The organism is Neisseria weixii (assembly GCF_002327085.1).
Lineage (GTDB): Bacteria > Pseudomonadota > Gammaproteobacteria > Burkholderiales > Neisseriaceae > Neisseria > Neisseria weixii.
Genome location: NZ_CP023429.1, coordinates 1910017 through 1926314 on the forward strand (window position 1 = coordinate 1910017; position 16298 = coordinate 1926314).

12 protein-coding genes and 4 pseudogenes are annotated in these 16298 nt (G+C 49.8%); 5 read left to right on the forward strand and 11 right to left on the reverse strand.

Annotation, left to right across the window (positions count from 1 at the left end):
• The first annotated feature begins 113 nt into the window (after positions 1-113).
• Positions 114-1444: pseudogene (gene pmbA, locus CGZ65_RS09740) on the forward strand (metalloprotease PmbA).
• 288 nt (positions 1445-1732) lie between these two features.
• The gene (locus tag CGZ65_RS09745; protein WP_096295669.1) at positions 1733-2905 is read left to right on the forward strand and encodes a glycosyltransferase; all 1173 of its coding nucleotides are present in this window, start codon (positions 1733-1735) and stop codon (positions 2903-2905) included.
• Between the two features lie 55 nt (positions 2906-2960).
• Here CGZ65_RS09745 and tehB read toward each other — a convergent pair whose 3' ends face one another.
• Positions 2961-3770, reverse strand: coding sequence for an SAM-dependent methyltransferase TehB (gene tehB, locus CGZ65_RS09750; protein ID WP_096295670.1), 810 nt, complete (start codon positions 3768-3770; stop codon positions 2961-2963).
• 167 nt (positions 3771-3937) lie between these two features.
• Here tehB and rnhA point away from each other — a divergent pair, with 167 nt between their 5' ends.
• The 3 genes from rnhA (at position 3938) to CGZ65_RS09765 (ending at position 6405) form a co-directional block, all read left to right on the forward strand.
• Positions 3938-4375, forward strand: a complete 438-nt coding sequence (gene rnhA, locus CGZ65_RS09755) for a ribonuclease HI (protein WP_096295671.1) — start codon at positions 3938-3940, stop codon at positions 4373-4375.
• Positions 4376-4540: 165 nt separating this feature from the next.
• Positions 4541-4939, forward strand: a complete 399-nt coding sequence (locus CGZ65_RS09760) for an HIT family protein (protein ID WP_096295672.1) — start codon at positions 4541-4543, stop codon at positions 4937-4939.
• Between the two features lie 278 nt (positions 4940-5217).
• The gene (locus CGZ65_RS09765; protein WP_096295673.1) at positions 5218-6405 is read left to right on the forward strand and encodes an LD-carboxypeptidase; all 1188 of its coding nucleotides are present in this window, start codon (positions 5218-5220) and stop codon (positions 6403-6405) included.
• 117 nt (positions 6406-6522) lie between these two features.
• Here the strand turns inward: CGZ65_RS09765 and CGZ65_RS15210 are convergent.
• The 10 genes and pseudogenes from CGZ65_RS15210 to infB all read right to left on the reverse strand — a co-directional run bounded on the left by CGZ65_RS15210 (position 6523) and on the right by infB (position 16295).
• Positions 6523-6824: pseudogene (locus CGZ65_RS15210) on the reverse strand (alkaline phosphatase PhoX).
• Positions 6785-7000, reverse strand: coding sequence for an alkaline phosphatase PhoX (locus tag CGZ65_RS15215; protein WP_232507599.1), 216 nt, complete (start codon positions 6998-7000; stop codon positions 6785-6787). The pseudogene CGZ65_RS15210 and the gene CGZ65_RS15215 overlap by 40 nt, the downstream one beginning before the upstream one ends.
• Positions 6922-7515: a PhoX family protein gene (locus CGZ65_RS14285; protein WP_415906984.1), complete on the reverse strand. Its 594-nt coding sequence runs from the start codon at positions 7513-7515 to the stop codon at positions 6922-6924. Before CGZ65_RS14285 ends, CGZ65_RS15215 begins: the two co-directional genes overlap by 79 nt.
• On the reverse strand, positions 7428-8381 hold the full coding sequence (locus tag CGZ65_RS14290; RefSeq protein WP_232507428.1) for a PhoX family protein: 954 nt from the start codon (positions 8379-8381) through the stop codon (positions 7428-7430). Before CGZ65_RS14290 ends, CGZ65_RS14285 begins: the two co-directional genes overlap by 88 nt.
• Positions 8382-8663: 282 nt before the next feature.
• Positions 8664-8930 carry a calcium-binding protein gene (locus CGZ65_RS09775; protein WP_096295674.1) on the reverse strand — a complete coding sequence of 89 codons (267 nt, stop codon included), beginning with the start codon at positions 8928-8930 and terminating at the stop codon, positions 8664-8666.
• Between the two features lie 14 nt (positions 8931-8944).
• Entirely contained in the window at positions 8945-10462 is a 1518-nt protein-coding gene (locus CGZ65_RS09780) for a calcium-binding protein (RefSeq protein WP_096295675.1), read from the reverse strand.
• A 299-nt stretch (positions 10463-10761) separates the two neighbouring features.
• The gene (locus tag CGZ65_RS09785) at positions 10762-10911 is read right to left on the reverse strand and encodes a FeoB-associated Cys-rich membrane protein (RefSeq protein WP_096295676.1); all 150 of its coding nucleotides are present in this window, start codon (positions 10909-10911) and stop codon (positions 10762-10764) included.
• Positions 10911-12775: pseudogene (gene feoB, locus CGZ65_RS09790) on the reverse strand (ferrous iron transporter B). The gene CGZ65_RS09785 and the pseudogene feoB overlap by 1 nt, the downstream one beginning before the upstream one ends.
• 109 nt (positions 12776-12884) lie before the next feature.
• A pseudogene (locus CGZ65_RS09795) lies at positions 12885-13150 on the reverse strand (FeoA family protein).
• 337 nt (positions 13151-13487) lie between these two features.
• Positions 13488-16295 carry a translation initiation factor IF-2 gene (gene infB, locus CGZ65_RS09800; RefSeq protein ID WP_096295677.1) on the reverse strand — a complete coding sequence of 936 codons (2808 nt, stop codon included), beginning with the start codon at positions 16293-16295 and terminating at the stop codon, positions 13488-13490.
• Between the last annotated feature and the right edge of the window lie 3 nt (positions 16296-16298).

Consider the following 16298-nt stretch of genomic DNA (forward strand, 5'->3'; position numbering starts at 1 on the left):
TTTACCATGAGATGACGCCGCTGTCGGTTCAATATATTCTGCCAATGACGACATTTTTACCGAGGCCGTCTGAAAACAGTTAAAATAAGCGCAATTTTTTCCGGATAATCTTTATGCTGTTTAACCACTCTCAAGACGAACTGATCCAACTGTGCGGCCAAACCCTGTCGCTGGCACAGCAATTGGGTGCCACGGCTGCCGAAGCCGACTTCAGCGAATCCATCGGCCAAGGCGTGAGCGTGCGCCTGAACGAAATCGAGCAAATCGAATTCCAGCAGGATAAATCGCTGGATATTACCGTTTACGTCGGCCGACGCAAAGGCCGTGCCAGCACCGCCGATTTCTCACCCCATGCCTTGCAGGATACCGTACAGGCCGCCATAGACATCGCCAAATACACCGCCGAAGACGATTGCGCAGGCTTGGCCGATAAAGATTTGATGCCCGCCGAAATCGGCGATCTCGACCGCTATCACGAGTGGGATTTAAGCGCAGAAGCCGCCATAGAATTGGCCAAACAATGCGAACAAGCCGCCTTGTCGTTTGACGTGCGCATCGAAAACTCCGAAGGTGCGGGCGTGCAAACCAGCCATTATCAATACGTTTACGGTAATTCGCACGGCTTTATGGCACACCAGCAGGGTACGCGCCACAGCATTTCTTGCAGCGTGGTCGCCGCCGACGAGCAAGGCATGCAGCGCGATTATTGGTATGATGCGTCCTGCCTTCATCAAGATATGGATTTACCGGAAAACATCGGCCGCATCGCTGCCGAACGCACCGTGCGCCGTCTCAACAGCCGGATTTTACCCACCGGAAGCTACCCGGTGATGTTTGACACCACCGTTGCCGGCGGTTTAATCGGCCATTTGGTCGGCGCACTGAGCGGCGGTGCGCTTTACCGCCAAAGCAGCTTCCTAATCGGCAGTTTGGGCAAAAAAATCCTGCCCGATTTCGTCAACCTACGCGAAGAACCGCACATCCCGCGCGCCTTCGGCAGTACCTATTTCGACTCCGAAGGCGTCGCCACCCGCCCTCGCTTCCTGATTGAAAACGGCGTGGTACAAGGCTATCTTTTGAGCAGCTACAGCGCCCGCAAACTCGGCATGACCTCCACCGGCAACGCCGACGGCGCACACAACCTGTATCTCAACCACACCCACGCCACCCAAGCCGACCTGCTCAAAGAAATGGGCACAGGCTTGCTGGTAACCGAACTTATGGGGCAAGGCGTCAACACCATCACCGGCGACTACTCGCGCGGGCTGCCGGATTCTGGATCGAAAACGGCGTGATTGCCTACCCGGTACACGAAATCACCATCGCCGGACGGCTGCAAGATATGTATCAAAACGTGCTCGGCGTTGCCAACGATGCCCTGCGCCGCTCGTCCAACAAAATCGGCTCGATACTGATTAGCGAAATGACTGTGGCGGGTGAATAAGGATTAATGTTCAGGCCGGAACCTTTGCAAAATCCCCATCTTGGGCACATTTCTTCGTGATGCGCTCGAAAGCTTACCTGTCTTGATGATATGTCTGCGCTTTCTGTGCTGCCCTAACTTCGAACTGTACTCAAACCCGGGGGTTTGCAAAGTCTCAGGCCGTCTGAAACTATTTTCTTTCAGACGGCACATTCTTCCAATCAAACATCCATTATTGAAATTGAATTATTTTCGATTCTTTAGGTCTGAATGACTTGAATCATTCCCCATCTCTTTTCAGGAATCCCCATGCACGTTGTCGTTCTCCCTTCTTGGTATCCCAAATCCGAGCAAGATGTTGATGGAATTTTTTTCGGAATTCAGGCTCAAGGTTTGCAAAAAAGCAGTAAAATCAAGAAAGTCAGTGTCGTTGCGCCGATGTTCCGCCACCTGCGTGCGCAGCCGAAAACCTTGCTTAGCGGCCCTTACGGCCTTAGAAAATATCAGGAAAACCAAATAGATATCTATGCTTATGACGGCATGTATCTGTTCCCCCGCTCGCCTTTTATTGATTTAAACCGCGTGTTGTGGGTACGCGCAGGCATGAAAGCATTTGAAGCCTACATCAAAGAAAACGGCAAACCCGATTTGATTCATGCGCACGTGGTGAATTATGCCGGCATTTTGGCCTGTAAAATCTTTAAAAAATACGGCATTCCCTACATCATCACCGAACACAGCAGCACCTACGCCCGCGATCTGATTCGTGACGACCAATGGCCGGCCATGCGTGAAGCAGCCAAACATGCTTCGGGCCTTTACGCCGTCAGCCGCGATTTCGCCGACTTACTCAATCAAAAATACCCCGGCACACATTGGTCGTATCTGCCGAATATCTTGGGCAAAAATTTTACCGAGCCGTTTGAATTTCCAGAAAAATCAGGCGGCGGTTTCACCTTTTGCAGCGTTTCCCATTTGCGCCACTTAAAAGGCCATGATTTGCTGTTGCCCGCCTTTGCCAAAGCCTTACAGAAATATCCCGGTTTAAAACTCAACATCGGCGGCGCCGGCCCTGAAGGCGAGAATCTGAAAAATCTTGCCAAACAATTGGGCATCATCGATTCAGTCAGCTTCTTAGGTGCGCTGAAAACCGATGAAGTATTGAATTTAATGCGTCAAAGCGATGCGTTTGTGTTGGCCAGCCGCACCGAAACCTTCGGCGTGGTGTACATCGAAGCCCTGTCACAAGGCTTACCGGTGATTGCTACAAAATGCGGCGGCCCACAGTCGATTGTGCGGCCGGAAAACGGTTTTCTGATTCCGACTGAAAACATCGATGCCCTCGCCGCTGCCTTGATTCAAATGTATGAACAGCGCAACCGTTTCCTACCGCAAAAGCTGCGTCAAGATTGTTTGGCCGAATTCAGCGAAGAAGCCGTCATCAATCGATTGATTAGCAAATTCGAAGAAATATTGGCATAACCATAAAATATTAATCAGCATAAGGCCGTCTGAACATTTCAGACGGCCTATTGATTTATACCGGTTTCTTCGCCAACATGGTCACAAATTTAAACCGAATCGGATTGCCGAATTCGTCTTTGGCATGCATGGCACCCAATTCTTCTTTGTATTCGACCAATTCCCAATCCTGATAATATTCGCTCAATTCGCCTTCGCTGAATTTAAACGGAAACGGCATCGGGCATGGAAAATCTTCGGTATCCATCGCCGAGACAATCAAATTATAACCACCGGCTTTGGTGCGCGTTTTCATGTTGGCAATTACTTGCGGAATAAAACGCGGTTGGAGGAACATCATCACCACGGTCGCCACAATGTAATCGAAATCGTCCTGAATATCGGCGGCATTCAAATCGTATTCAAACGCGTCAACTTTCAACCCTTCGCGCGCGGCCAGCTCCTGCACGTTTTGCACCGCCATTGGGTTGTTATCGACGGCAGTCACGTCAAAACCTTGCAACGCGAGATACAGCGCATTGCGGCCTTGCCCGCAGCCCATATCCAGCGCTTTGCCCGGCGGCACGATGTTTCCGGCGGCGCGTACGGCGGAATGCGTGGCGCTCATGCCGTATTTTTTGTGGAAATAATCGGCGGCTCGGCAGTAGAACTCGAGCTGGATTTCGGTGTCATCCGTTTGCGCTTGGATTTTGTGCCATTGCTGCGGCGCAATCAGCCAGTCTTGACTCTCGGGGGTGAGTTCGTGTTCGGCCAGAATTTCGCCGGTTTCCGACAATTCATAAAATTTCAGACGGCCTTTTTTGATGACCAAATTGCCCCATGTGCCTTCTTGGGTATTGTGCTGATTCAATAAGGCTTCGGGAATGGTGTCGGCCGTCTAGGCCGGCGATTGCTGATAGCGGAATAATGCTTGTGACGCGCTCATGTGGTTTCCTTTTTAAATAACATTCATATTATATGCTTGTTTATTTTAAATTCAATCTTTTCAGACGGCCTGTGTTATGATTCGGCGGTTGAATCAAGAGGAATTTTATGGATAAAACCGTTTACCTATATACCGACGGCGCCTGCAAAGGCAATCCGGGCGCAGGCGGCTGGGGCGTGTTGATGCGGTATGGCGGGCATGAAAAAGAGCTGTTCGGCGGCGAAGCCGAAACCACCAACAACCGCATGGAACTCACCGCCGTCATCGAAGGTTTGAAAAGCTTGAAACGCCGCTGCACCGTGCAAATCTGCACCGACTCGCAATACGTCAAAAACGGCATGGAAAGCTGGATTGCCGGCTGGAAAAAAAACGGCTGGAAAACCGCCGCCAAAAAGCCGGTCAAAAATGATGATTTGTGGAAAACGCTGGATGAATTGGTCAGCCGACACGATGTGCATTGGACATGGGTCAAAGGCCACGCCGGACATGCGGAAAACGAACGCGCTGATGAATTGGCCAACCGCGGTGCGGCGAAATTTAGGTAGTTTGTGCCAATCAAAGATTCATTATATATTCCTGCCAACTTGTTTTCCGGCCGACAAATTGCCACATTTTTCTAAAGTTATGTCAAAAGGCCGTCTGAAAAGATGATTCAGACGGCCTTTTCCCTTAAAATACGCTTCGATTCGATTGATGTCATAAGGATTGTCATGAGTTGCCCGATTTGCCATGCGGAAAATGAAGATGTTTTGCTGCAAACGCCGAACCTGCGTGTGATTGCCGTGCACAACGAAGCCGGTTCGCCTGCATTCTGCCGCGTGATTTGGCAGCAACATGTCGCGGAAATGACTGATTTACCGCAAGCACAACGCGATGAAATCATGGACATGGTCTATCGAGTGGAATCGGCCATGCGCCAAGTGCTGCAGCCGGCCAAAATCAATTTGGCGAGCTTGGGCAATGTTGTACCGCACCTGCATTGGCATGTGATTGCCCGTTTTGAAAACGACGCCAACTTTCCGGCACCAATTTGGGCAGCGGCTGTCCGCAGCCACGAAATGATGCTGCCGCAAGATTGGCCGCAACAAGTCAAAGCCTTGTTGGCTTAAGTTTCAGACGGCTTTTTGTGTTAGCAGGCCGTCTGAAGTAGTCAATCAACCCCATTTATTCGGCTGCCTTTCAGACGGCCTGAAACCTTTGCAAAACCCTAGGTTTGAGTGCAGTTCGAAGTTATAGCCGCACAGAAAGCGCAGACATATCATGAAGATAGCAAGCTTTCAAGCAGCGCATAACGCAGAAATGTGCCAAAGATGGAGAGATTGCAAAGGTTCCGGCCTGAGTTAAATAACATACAGGCGGTTTTCCGCCGCATCAAAAAGGATGTTTTATGTCTTGGAAACCTTCCCGCCGCCATTTTTTGCGCGCTTCGGCCGCAGTGGCCGGCGCAGGATTGCTGCAAGCCTGTGGCACCAGCTCTACCCAGAAACCTACTGTTAACCGTACCCCGCCAAGAAGCCAAACTGTGCAACCCCGCCGTCCTCAACCTGCCCGCTCCGGCGACAATATTTTGCGTGTCGTCGCTCCTTCCGGCTTTGCCGAATCTTACGACCGCGTCAATGTCGGCCTGACCCGTCTTTATAACGCCGGTTTTACCGTAACCAACCAGCAGGCCGGTTCGCGCCGTTATCAGCGTTTCGCCGGAACGGATGCCGAGCGCATCAACGATTTCCAAGAAGTCGCCGGCGGCCGTGTGAAAACACCTAAAGTATTGATGGGCTTGCGCGGCGGTTATGGTGCGGCACGTTTGTTGCCAAGCATTGATTTTGCTTCGTTGGGCGCGTGTATGCGTGAGCGCGGCACCTTGTTTTTCGGTTTCAGCGACGTGTGCGCCGTACAATTGGCTTTGTTGGCCAAAGGCAATATGATGAGTTTCGCAGGCCCGATGGTGTATAGCGAATTCGGCAAACCCAACCCGAGCGTGTACACCATGGATTCGTTTATCCGCGGCACCACCCATACCACCAACACCATCGATGTCGCCGCCATCCAGCGCAGCGATGTGAACGTGGAAGGCACGCTCTGGGGCGGCAACTTGAGCGTATTGGCTTCGTTGGCCGGCACGCCTTACATGCCAGACATTAACGGCGGCATCCTGTTTATCGAAGACGTAGGCGAACAGCCTTACCGCATTGAGCGCATGCTCAATACGCTGTATCTTTCCGGCGTGTTGCAAAAGCAACGCGCGATTATCTTCGGCGATTTCCGCATGGGCACCATCCGCGATGTGTACGACTCAAGCTATGATTTGTCGGCGGTCATCAACCAAATCAACCGCGTCACGCGTGTGCCGGTGTTGAGCGGTTTCCCGTTCGGCCACATCACCAATAAAGCCACCTTCCCGCTGGGAGCGCATGCCAAAGTGCGCAGCACCGGAAACGGCGGCTATTCGGTGACCTTCAGCGGCTACCCGACCCTGCAAGCCTCCAGCCTCAGCCTGGATGCACTGTTGCCGCCGCCGATGCCGGTTTACGAACCTTCTTCTTACAACACGATTATCGAAGAAGTGATTGAGTAATTCATCTTCAATATGAGAGGCCGTCTGAAAATATTTTCAGACGGCCTTTGTGTTGTCATCAAACGGGGGGAAATGTTTTTCTTTAACTACCGATAAAACCACCATCATTCTTGGTAATCACCACTGTCGCCGAACGCGGACGGCCGCCACGAATGCCTTCCGGCCATGATGATACCGCTTTCGGATTGGTCGGATCAGACGCACCTTTGGCTGGTTCGCCCGGTGCTGGATGTTGATAAACAGGGTTTTATTGTCCGGCGTGAACGCAATACCGGTCACTTCCGAACCGTTCGGGCAGTCAGGAAACGGCGGTATTCATTGGTACCCGGAATGGTGGCCACCATTTGGTTGTTGCCCATACCGGCGTATTCTTTCATGTTCAACGTAGAAGTCGATACGTCGGTTTGAATCCACAACACACCGCGATGGTCGAATGCCAAGCCGTCAGGACTGCCGAAGGCGTCGCGCTGATGTTGCCGCGATGCTGCTCTTTTTCGGCATCCGGCTTGCCCGCCATCACCAAAATATCCCATTTGAATTCGGTTTGCGTGCCGTCGCCGTCGGCTTCCTGCCAGTGGATGATGTGGCCGAACAGGTTGTTATTGCGCGGATTGGCCGCATCCGCCCCGGCTTGCCTTCTTTGCCGCGGTCGCTGTTGTTGGTCAACGTGCAATACAGGCTGCCGGATTTAAACGGGTCGGCAGAAATCCATTCCGGACGGTCCATTTTGGTGGCGCCGACTTTATCTGCCGCCAAACGGGTTTTCACCAACAACTCACCTTGGTCGGCAAAACCGTTTTCTGCGGTCAAACCGTTTTGGCCATGTACCAACGGCAACCATTCGCCGGTGCCGTCTTCATTGAAGCGTGCCACATACAGCGTGCCTTCTTCCAACAAATGCATATTGGCAGCGCGGTGTTGCTCACCCGGTTGATAACGTTTTTTTGAGACAAATTTATAAATATATTCAAAGCGTTGGTCGTCACCCATATATACTGCCAGGCGGCCGCTCGGGGTTACGGTCATCTCGGCGCCTTCATGTTTGAAGCGGCCCAAACCGGTATGTTTGCGCGGAGTAGATTTTGGATTGAACGGGTCGATTTCGACAATCCAGCCGAAGCGGTTGGGCTCATTCGGATTTTTGCTACTGTCGAAACACTCGTCCACTTTGCTCCACAGAGATAATCGTTTTCTTCCTTACCGATGCCGTAGCGTTTTTCCAAAGGCGTGATTTCACCGCTGTTGTTGGTAAAAATATCGCTCCAGTTTTCTTCACAGGTTAAGTAAGTGCCCCACGGCGTACGGCCGTTGGCACAGTTTTGCATGATCCCCAACACCAGCGCACCTTGGCTGTCGGCTTCGGTGCGCATCAGGCTGTGGCCGCGCGCCGGACCGGTCACACTCATCGGGGTGTTGGCGGTAATGCGGCGGGCAAACAGTGACGGACGCACCACTTGCCAACCATTGGGATCGCGGCGCACTTCTACCACCGAAATGCCCATCACGTTTTGACCTTTGCGTGCTTTTTCCAGCGACCAGTTGGCGGTGCCGTCGTGGTGCATACCGGCTTGTACTGCCTGATCGGCCGCGCTGTTGCCTGCATTAATTTTAAACGCCGGCATATTACCGGCAATACCGGTGCTGTCGCCCCAACGGTACAAAACTTGCGCGGTGTAGCCTTCCGGTACAATCACCTTGTCTTTGGTGGAAAACGGTACGCTTTTAAAGCCTAAGGCGGTGGCTCGGGCAAAGCGCGGCACCGGTTGGAAACGTGTTGCTTCGGTTGCGGCTTGCGCTTCCTTGCTCATCAGGCTCAACGGCAGCATGCTGGTCACGCCCAATGCGCCGAAGCTCTGCAACACGCGGCGGCGTGACAGGCGTGCGTCCATAATTTGAGAAAACGCCGGATTATTGCTGCTGTTGTCGATGTCTTCGGCGTGTGATTTTTTGATGGTGCCGACAAATGGTTTGCCCATGATATTCCCTATTCAGATATGTTTCAGACGGCCTGCTGAATATATTTGCCCGACAAAATGCCCGCTCAATTCAGACAGCCTGTTGCTCAATGACCGCAGGCAGTTTAGCAAGGGAATGTGACAAAGATGTGACGATGTTAATTGAAAACTAAAAATTCTTTAATCTTTTGACCATCACAAAACCAATATAAATCAACGATTAATTAATAAAGCACAAAAAAGGCCGTCTGAAAGCCAATGGCTTTCAGACGGCCTTTTATTTTTGTTACCTATCAATAATCATCAGATCACAGCAGTATTGTTTTGCTCAAGCTGGCATAATGCGGCGCTGAATTCGGCAGCGCTGTAACTCTGACCGTTTTCAAAAGTAAAGCGGTCAACGCCGGTACCGGGTTGATCGTTGACATTCAATATACCGTCTTCGTATTGCGCAATGGTGACCGAATCATTGCTGCCCTTGATGCCGACTATCCAAGATGTCGACACACCTTGCGTGGTAGTGGTCAGCGTTAAGTCCGACAAGGTTAAACCACCGGTGAAATGCAACATTTCGTTCTCAGAATTCAAGTCAAGATTAAGGCTGTCTTTACCGTCGCCCGTCCGAAATTCACCAGGGTTTCGCCGTATAAATCGAAAATCTCATCATTGCCCTTACCGCCGGTAATCACATCATAGCCTTCGCCCGTTTCGATGCGGCCGTAGCCATCTGCGGCATTGATGGTGACATTGCCGCTCAAGAACTCAATCTTGTCATCGCCCTCGCCACTGTCAATGGTGTAATTGATGTGCGAACCGGCAAACGTGCCGACACGAATGCTGTCGCTACCGACAAAAGTGTTGATAATGACTTGGTCGCTATTGAAATCAACTTCGCTGAATTCAATAATGTCGTCCCGGTTGCTGCCGGTATAGACCACTTCGCCATTCGGACCTTCAGACTGCGTAACCACACCGTATGGCAAATCATACAAACGCGCCATTTCATCGGCGGTGTAGCTGCTGATGTTGCCCACCAAAACATTATCGCTGCTGTTGCCTGCGCCGAAAATATTGGCCGAGCCGATGAGCATCAGGTTTTCGACATTACGGCTGAGGGTATAGCTTACCGAAGCTTGAATCGTATCAATACCTTCGCCTTCTGATTCAATGACTTGGTCTTTCACACCTTCGACCACATAAGTATCGTTACCCAAACCGCCATGCATCACATCAATGCCGCTGCCGCCATCCAGCAAATCATCGCCGTCTAGGCCATAAAGTGTATCATCGCCGGCCAAGCCGTAGATTTTGTCGTGACCTGCCGTGCCGGTTAACACATCGTTTTGCTGTGTGCCTTCAATGGTTTGGCCTTTTTCCGCCACATGAGCGCTAGGCAGTGCCACACCATGCAAAGCAGCCAATTCAGTATGTGAGTAAGTTTTGGAATTGAACACAAAATCAGCTACGGCAGGTTTGTTGCTTGAAGCTGTGTATTGATTGGCGATAATCAAAGCATTTTGCTCGTCAAAATGGAGTATCCAGCCGGTGTTGCCGCCGCTGTCTAAACGCGATTCAATACGAATGCCCTCAGGACTGACACCGGCAGCAAAACGTACGGTATTATTGCCTTCGCGGTCAGATAAAAAATCCTTACCGCTATTGGCTTGGAAAAGATAAGTATCGCTACCCAAGCCGCCGTATAGCTCATCATTACTGGTTTGGCCGTTCAAAACATCATTACCGGTACCGCCATAAAGTTTGTCGTGGCCTTCACCGCCGTTGAGCACATCGTTGCCGTGATTACCGAATATTTCATCATTACCACGACCGCCGTTCAAGCGGTTTTTGCCTTCATTGCCTGCCAACATATTGCCGCTGTTGTTGCCTGAGCCGTAAATATTGGCGCTGCCGTTTAACACCAGCGCTTCGACATGGGTCGGCAACACATAGCTGACATCGCTGTACACCGTATCATAACCGCCATTGGCCTGTTCTTTAATGGTATCTTGGGTTGGTTTCACATAATAAGCATCATCGGCAGCCGTGCCTTCGAAATGTTGGATCAAGTTTTGAGCAGCAAGTAATTGTTGATTCGTTTCCATGGTTAAGCCTGCATAAATTAAGTTAATTGTGAAATGGAATGCAGCCTATAGACCGTCTGAAAACTGAATAAAACCAGACCGTATAGTGCTTGTTTTAGCCTCACCAACCAACAAAATAGTTTAATAAAAACAAATACAAAATATATTCAGCAAATCAAAATCTAAAAGTTCCAATACCGCCCAAATATTATCCTAAGTTTTCTGCCAACATTAAGGCCGTCTGAAAACCGATAATCGATTTTTCAAACGGCCTAACATAAAGCTCCATACTCTGACACTACAATCAGGATATATCGGTTTTAATGATGACAGCCATTGCTTTTTCCGCTGCAACCTTCGCAACCGCAGCCACAACCTGAAGATTGTGCTTTAGGTTTAAAGAAGAAATGTTTCAATACATACACAACGCAGCCTAATACAATTATGCCAACCAAAATATTTTGTATCATCACATTATCCTCAAGCTGACCTGATAAACCACAAAGGCAAAAAAGTATGCCAATGCAAACAAATAGGCAGTAATCAATAAAGTATCGCGCATAGATTTGGTTTCACGCTTAATCACTGCCAAGGTTGCCATACACATCGGTGCATAAACATACCACGCCAAGAAAGCAAATGCAGTCGGCAAGCCCCACTGATCATGCACAATAGGAATCAAGGCCGTCTGAACCGCGTCTTCTGAGCTGGCACTAACCGCATATACCGTTCCCAATGCCGCCACCACCACTTCACGCGCAGCCACACCCGGGATCATGGCAATACACATTTGCCAAGTAAATCCCAGCGGTTCAAAAATAGGTTGAATCCAGCGCCCCAATGTACCGGCATAACTATAATCAATCGCGGCGCCTGTTGTATCTCCCGGCATGGATGGAAAGCTAACCAAGGCCCACAGCACCACCGATAAAGCAAAGATAATCGTACCGGCTCGTTTTAAAAATGCCTGAACCCTATCCCACAAAGTCATCATAATGTGCTTAAAATTCGGCATACGGAAGGTAGGCAATTCCATAAGCAACGGAAAAGCGCGTATTTTGCCCTGCCTCGCAGCAAAACGTTTCATTACCCACGCCGTCAAAGCTGCCGACAAAATACCGGCAAGATACAGGCCAAACAATGTCAAACCCTGCAAATTGAATATGCCCCACACTGTTTTTTCAGGGATAACGGCTGCAATAATCAAAGCATAAACCGGCAATCGGGCAGAACAAGTCAACATCGGGGCAATCGTAATGGTAACTAAACGTTCACGCGGATTGGGAATGGTACGCGCCGACATCACGGCAGGCACGGCACAGGCAAAGCTCGACAGCAAAGGAATAAACGCGCGCCCCGACAAACCGCTTTTTGCCAACACATTGTCGAGCAAAAACGCAGCACGCGGCAGATAGCCCGAATCTTCCAAGAGCAAAATAAATGCAAATAAAATCGTAATCTGCGGCAGAAAAACCAGCACGCTACCCAAGCCCGCAATCACCCGTTGATTAATAAATCCTGCAACAGACCTGCCGGCATAACTGCCGCCACCCACTCGCCCAAGGCAGCAAACAGGCCTTCAATGGCATCCATAATCGGCTCCGACCAAGAATACACGGCCTGAAATACCAACAATAAAATCGCCAGCAAAATCAGAATACCCCAAACAGGGTGAAGAAACAAACCGTCCAAACGCCGATGCCATTCAGGCAACACCATCTGAGTGCGGACAACCTGTTTCAAAATATCTTCAACTTCTTCATAAAGCTGATTACTGTCGAGTTTCTCTAGTTTTGCCAACACATCTTCACTTCGCGGCAAAATCGGCGTCTCTTCCGACAATTCAAGCGCGGCCTGATAAACCGCTTCGATAGACTCAGAACGAATGGCAGCCGTTTCCAACACCTTGACACCCAACAGCTGGCTCAGCTTCTCCGCATCAATTTGCAAACCGCGTGATTTGGCCACATCACTCATATTCAGGGAAACTACCATCGGCAGCCCTAAGGTCTTAAGTTCCAAAATCATGCGTAATGTCATGCGTAGATTCGTGGCATCAGCAACAGCAATCACCGCATTCGGACGCTGCCCTAGCTTTCCGACAACCACATCACGCGCAACCGCCTCATCAAGGCTGGTGGTACGCAAACTATAAGTACCGGGTAAATCAATGACACGATTGTGAGGATGATGAATAAACGCACCTTCACGCCGATCCACCGTTACTCCCGGATAGTTGGCAACTTTGGCATTCGCTCCTGTCAAACCATTAAATAATACTGTTTTACCACAATTAGGTGCACCGACCAGTGCATAATAACGTATAGAATTCATGATATCTCCCAACGGCATACGAGGCTGTCTGAAATGAAAATTAAAACCTGTATTTATTATTAAAATTTTCTAACTTATTCATTTCATTAAGTGTTTTATCTCAGAACTTCTACCCATCCGCAATGCGGCACAAAATTTTCTTCGCCTCACCACTTCGCAATGAAAATTGGGACTGGTTGCCCAAACGCACCGCATACGGCCCTTTTCCCATCAATCCGGTAGCAATAACCAGCAACGGCATTCCCGGGAAAAACCCAAATCCGCCAACCTTCGACTGACAATAGCATCCCATGCGCCAAATTCCGGATTACTGCCAATGGAATCAATATGAGCCTGCTTACCCTTGATTAAATCAGTTAAGACGATAGTAGTCATTGCTTCTTCCTTCTATAAAAAAATAAATAGAAATAATTTTTATTTATATTATTATAATATGAGTAAAATAAGCAAACAACTACTGCCATGTTTTCTCAGCCAACTTACCTGAATTTAAATATCAATTAATTTCTTTAAAAATTATTGACTAAATCTCAAAAATTAAAAAATCATTTAAAATCAAAGGAATTATCCTAAGAAAAGAACATAACATCAATTAAATACACCACATCAAACATATTTAAAAAGCAACATTCACATATAAAAAAACTGCTGCACCTTTCCAATTGGAAAGGTGCAGTTTTTCAGATGGCCTATTAAGACCAGCCAATAATATTTACAGCGAACGCGCCACTTCGACGATATCGAAGCATTCGAGCTGGTCGCCTTCCATGATTTCATTATAGCCTTTGAGTATCAAACCACACTCAAAGCCCATGCGCACTTCTTTGACATCGTCTTTATAGCGTTTCAACGAAGCCAGTTCGCCGGTATGAATCACCACGTTGTTACGGATCAGACGGATGTGCGAATCGCGTTTTACCACACCATCGGTCACCATACAGCCTGCAATATTGCCGACTTTGGATACGCTGATGACTTGACGGATTTCCACGGTACCGGTTACCTGTTCTTTTTCTTCAGGTGCCAACATACCGCTCATGGCTGCTTTCACATCGTCAATCGCGTCGTAGATGATATTGTAGTAGCGGATTTCTACGCTCTCGGTTTCAGCCAGTTTGCGTGCAGATGCATCAGCGCGCACGTTAAAGCCGATAATCACTGCGCCGGAAGCGATGGCCAAGTTGACGTCACTCTCGGTAATACCGCCGACACCGCTGTGCAATACATTGACTTTGACTTCGTCGGTCGACAGTTTTTTCAGACTGCCTGACAAAGCTTCGTAAGAACCTTGTACATCGGCTTTGACGATAACCGACAAAGATTGGGCTTGGCTTTCGCCTATGTTGTTAAACATGTTTTCCAGCTTCGCCGCTTGTTGTTTGGCCAAACGGACATCACGGTATTTACCTTGACGGAACAAAGCAATTTCGCGCGCTTTTTTCTCGTCGGCCAACACCATGGCATCTTCACCCGCATTCGGCACATCAGACAAGCCCAAAATTTCCACCGGAATAGAAGGACCAGCTTCGCTAATCGACTTACCATTTTCATCGCTCATGGCACGGATTTTACCAAAGGCCGTACCGGCCAACAGCATATCGCCTTTACGCAGCGTACCGCTTTGCACCAACAGGGTAGCTACGGCACCGCGGCCTTTGTCCAAACGGGCTTCAACGATGATACCTTTGGCCGGCGCTTCTACCGGTGCGGTCAATTCCAATACCTCAGCTTCCAGCAACACAGCTTCGAGCAAGGCATCAATGTTCAGACCTTTTTTGGCCGAAACATCAATGAACTGCACATCGCCGCCCCATTCGTCCGGTACCACTTCATGTGCGGTCAATTCTTGGCGGATACGCTCAGGGTTGGCTGCTTCTTTATCGATTTTATTGACGGCAACCACCATCGGTACACCTGCTGCCTTCGCGTGGGCAATCGCTTCGATGGTTTGCGGCATCACGCCATCATCGGCTGCCACCACCAGAATCACAATATCGGTCGCTTTGGCACCGCGGGCACGCATGGCGGTAAACGCTTCGTGACCCGGTGTATCCAAGAAGGTAATCACACCGCGCGGGGTTTCCACATGGTAGGCACCAATGTGCTGGGTAATACCGCCAGCCTCGCCTTGAACCACTTTGGCACGACGGATGTAGTCGAGCAAGGAGGTTTTACCGTGGTCAACGTGACCCATCACGGTTACCACCGGCGGACGTGGCAACAATTCCGCTTCGACGACTTCGGCGTTTTCATCCAAAAATGCTTCCGGATCATCAGCCGCCGCAGGTTTACCGATGTGGCCTAGTTCTTCCACCACAATCAATGCGGTATCTTGGTCGATGGATTGGTTGATGGTGACCATCATGCCCATTTTCATCAGGGCTTTCACCACTTCCACGCCTTTCACCGCCATTTTGTGTGCCAAATCGGCCACAGTAATGGTTTCCGGAATCAACACTTCATGCACTACCGGCTCGGTCGGTGCTTGGAAAGCGTGTTGATTTGGTTCCAGCTTCAATTGCTTCTTGCCTTTTTTGCCGCCACGAACGCGCTCATCTTGGCTGCTGTTTTGATTGCGGCCGCCTTTGGCATTCTTGCCGCCGCGCGGACGGGCATCCGCATCATCACGGTTGCGGCGATCGTCTTTTTTCGCACGGGCCGGATTCGCGCCTTTATCACCATCAGCTGCTTTATCAGCAGGCTTGGCCGGTTTGGAAGGCTTCGCACTACGTACTTCGCCCGCTTTGTTTTCTTTAGCTGCCTTAGCTTCTTTCGCCTCTTGAGCAGCCTGTTGCTTCACAGCTTCACGACGCGCTTGGCGCTCTTGTTTTTCACGCAACAAGGCTTCTTGGGCAGCTCTCAGCTTGGCGGCACGTTCTGCTTCTTCATCACGCGCAGCTTGTTCCGCAGCACTCACCACAGGTTTAGGTGCTTCAGGTGCAGGCGCGGCTTTTTTCGGTGCTTCTTTCCCTTTGTTTTGCGGTTTGTCTTGTTTTGGTTTAGCAGCCGGTTTGGCTTCTTCAGCCTTTTCTTCGGACGGCTTCACTTCAGGTTCAACAGCTTTTTTCTCTTCTGTTTTGATTTGTTGCGCTGCTTTCAAGCGGGCTGTTTCCGCTTCGGCTTTAGCGCGCTCGGCAGCGGCCTTTTCAGCTGCTTCTTTTTCAGCTTGTACTTTGCGCGCTTCTTCCGCTTCGGCTGCTTTTTTCGCTTCCGCCTTGGCTTTGGCTTCAGCGGCAATTTCGTCGGCAGAAGGAATGCTCACGACACGGCTGCGGCGCCGTGTTTCTACCTTAACGCTGCCCAGCGTGCTAACTTCTTTTTTGGTGCGGGAAATGCTGATGGTGGTATTGTCGCTGCCGTTTTGCTTTTTCAGATATTGAGCCAAAAGCTGCTTGTCTTCCAAAGTCAAAGAGTCGCTGCCGCTGCTTTTATTCACGCCGGCGCTTTGCAATTGTTTCAGCAAGACATCGACGGATTTATTCATTTCGGTGGCAAATTGTTCTACGGTTGTGTTACTCATCTA

What these genes read in the sequence shown, in the direction of transcription:
- CGZ65_RS09745 (WP_096295669.1), top strand. Translation starts at nt 1,733, where the DNA reads ATGCACGTTGTCGTTCTCCCTTCTTGGTATCCCAAATCCGAGCAAGAT.
- rnhA (WP_096295671.1), top strand. Translation starts at nt 3,938, where the DNA reads ATGGATAAAACCGTTTACCTATATACCGACGGCGCCTGCAAAGGCAAT.
- CGZ65_RS09760 (WP_096295672.1), top strand. Translation starts at nt 4,541, where the DNA reads ATGAGTTGCCCGATTTGCCATGCGGAAAATGAAGATGTTTTGCTGCAA.
- CGZ65_RS09765 (WP_096295673.1), top strand. Translation starts at nt 5,218, where the DNA reads ATGTCTTGGAAACCTTCCCGCCGCCATTTTTTGCGCGCTTCGGCCGCA.
- CGZ65_RS14290 (WP_232507428.1), bottom strand. Translation starts at nt 8,381, where the DNA reads ATGGGCAAACCATTTGTCGGCACCATCAAAAAATCACACGCCGAAGAC.
- CGZ65_RS09775 (WP_096295674.1), bottom strand. Translation starts at nt 8,930, where the DNA reads ATGTTGCATTTCACCGGTGGTTTAACCTTGTCGGACTTAACGCTGACC.
- CGZ65_RS09780 (WP_096295675.1), bottom strand. Translation starts at nt 10,462, where the DNA reads ATGGAAACGAATCAACAATTACTTGCTGCTCAAAACTTGATCCAACAT.
- CGZ65_RS09785 (WP_096295676.1), bottom strand. Translation starts at nt 10,911, where the DNA reads ATGATACAAAATATTTTGGTTGGCATAATTGTATTAGGCTGCGTTGTG.
- infB (WP_096295677.1), bottom strand. Translation starts at nt 16,295, where the DNA reads ATGAGTAACACAACCGTAGAACAATTTGCCACCGAAATGAATAAATCC.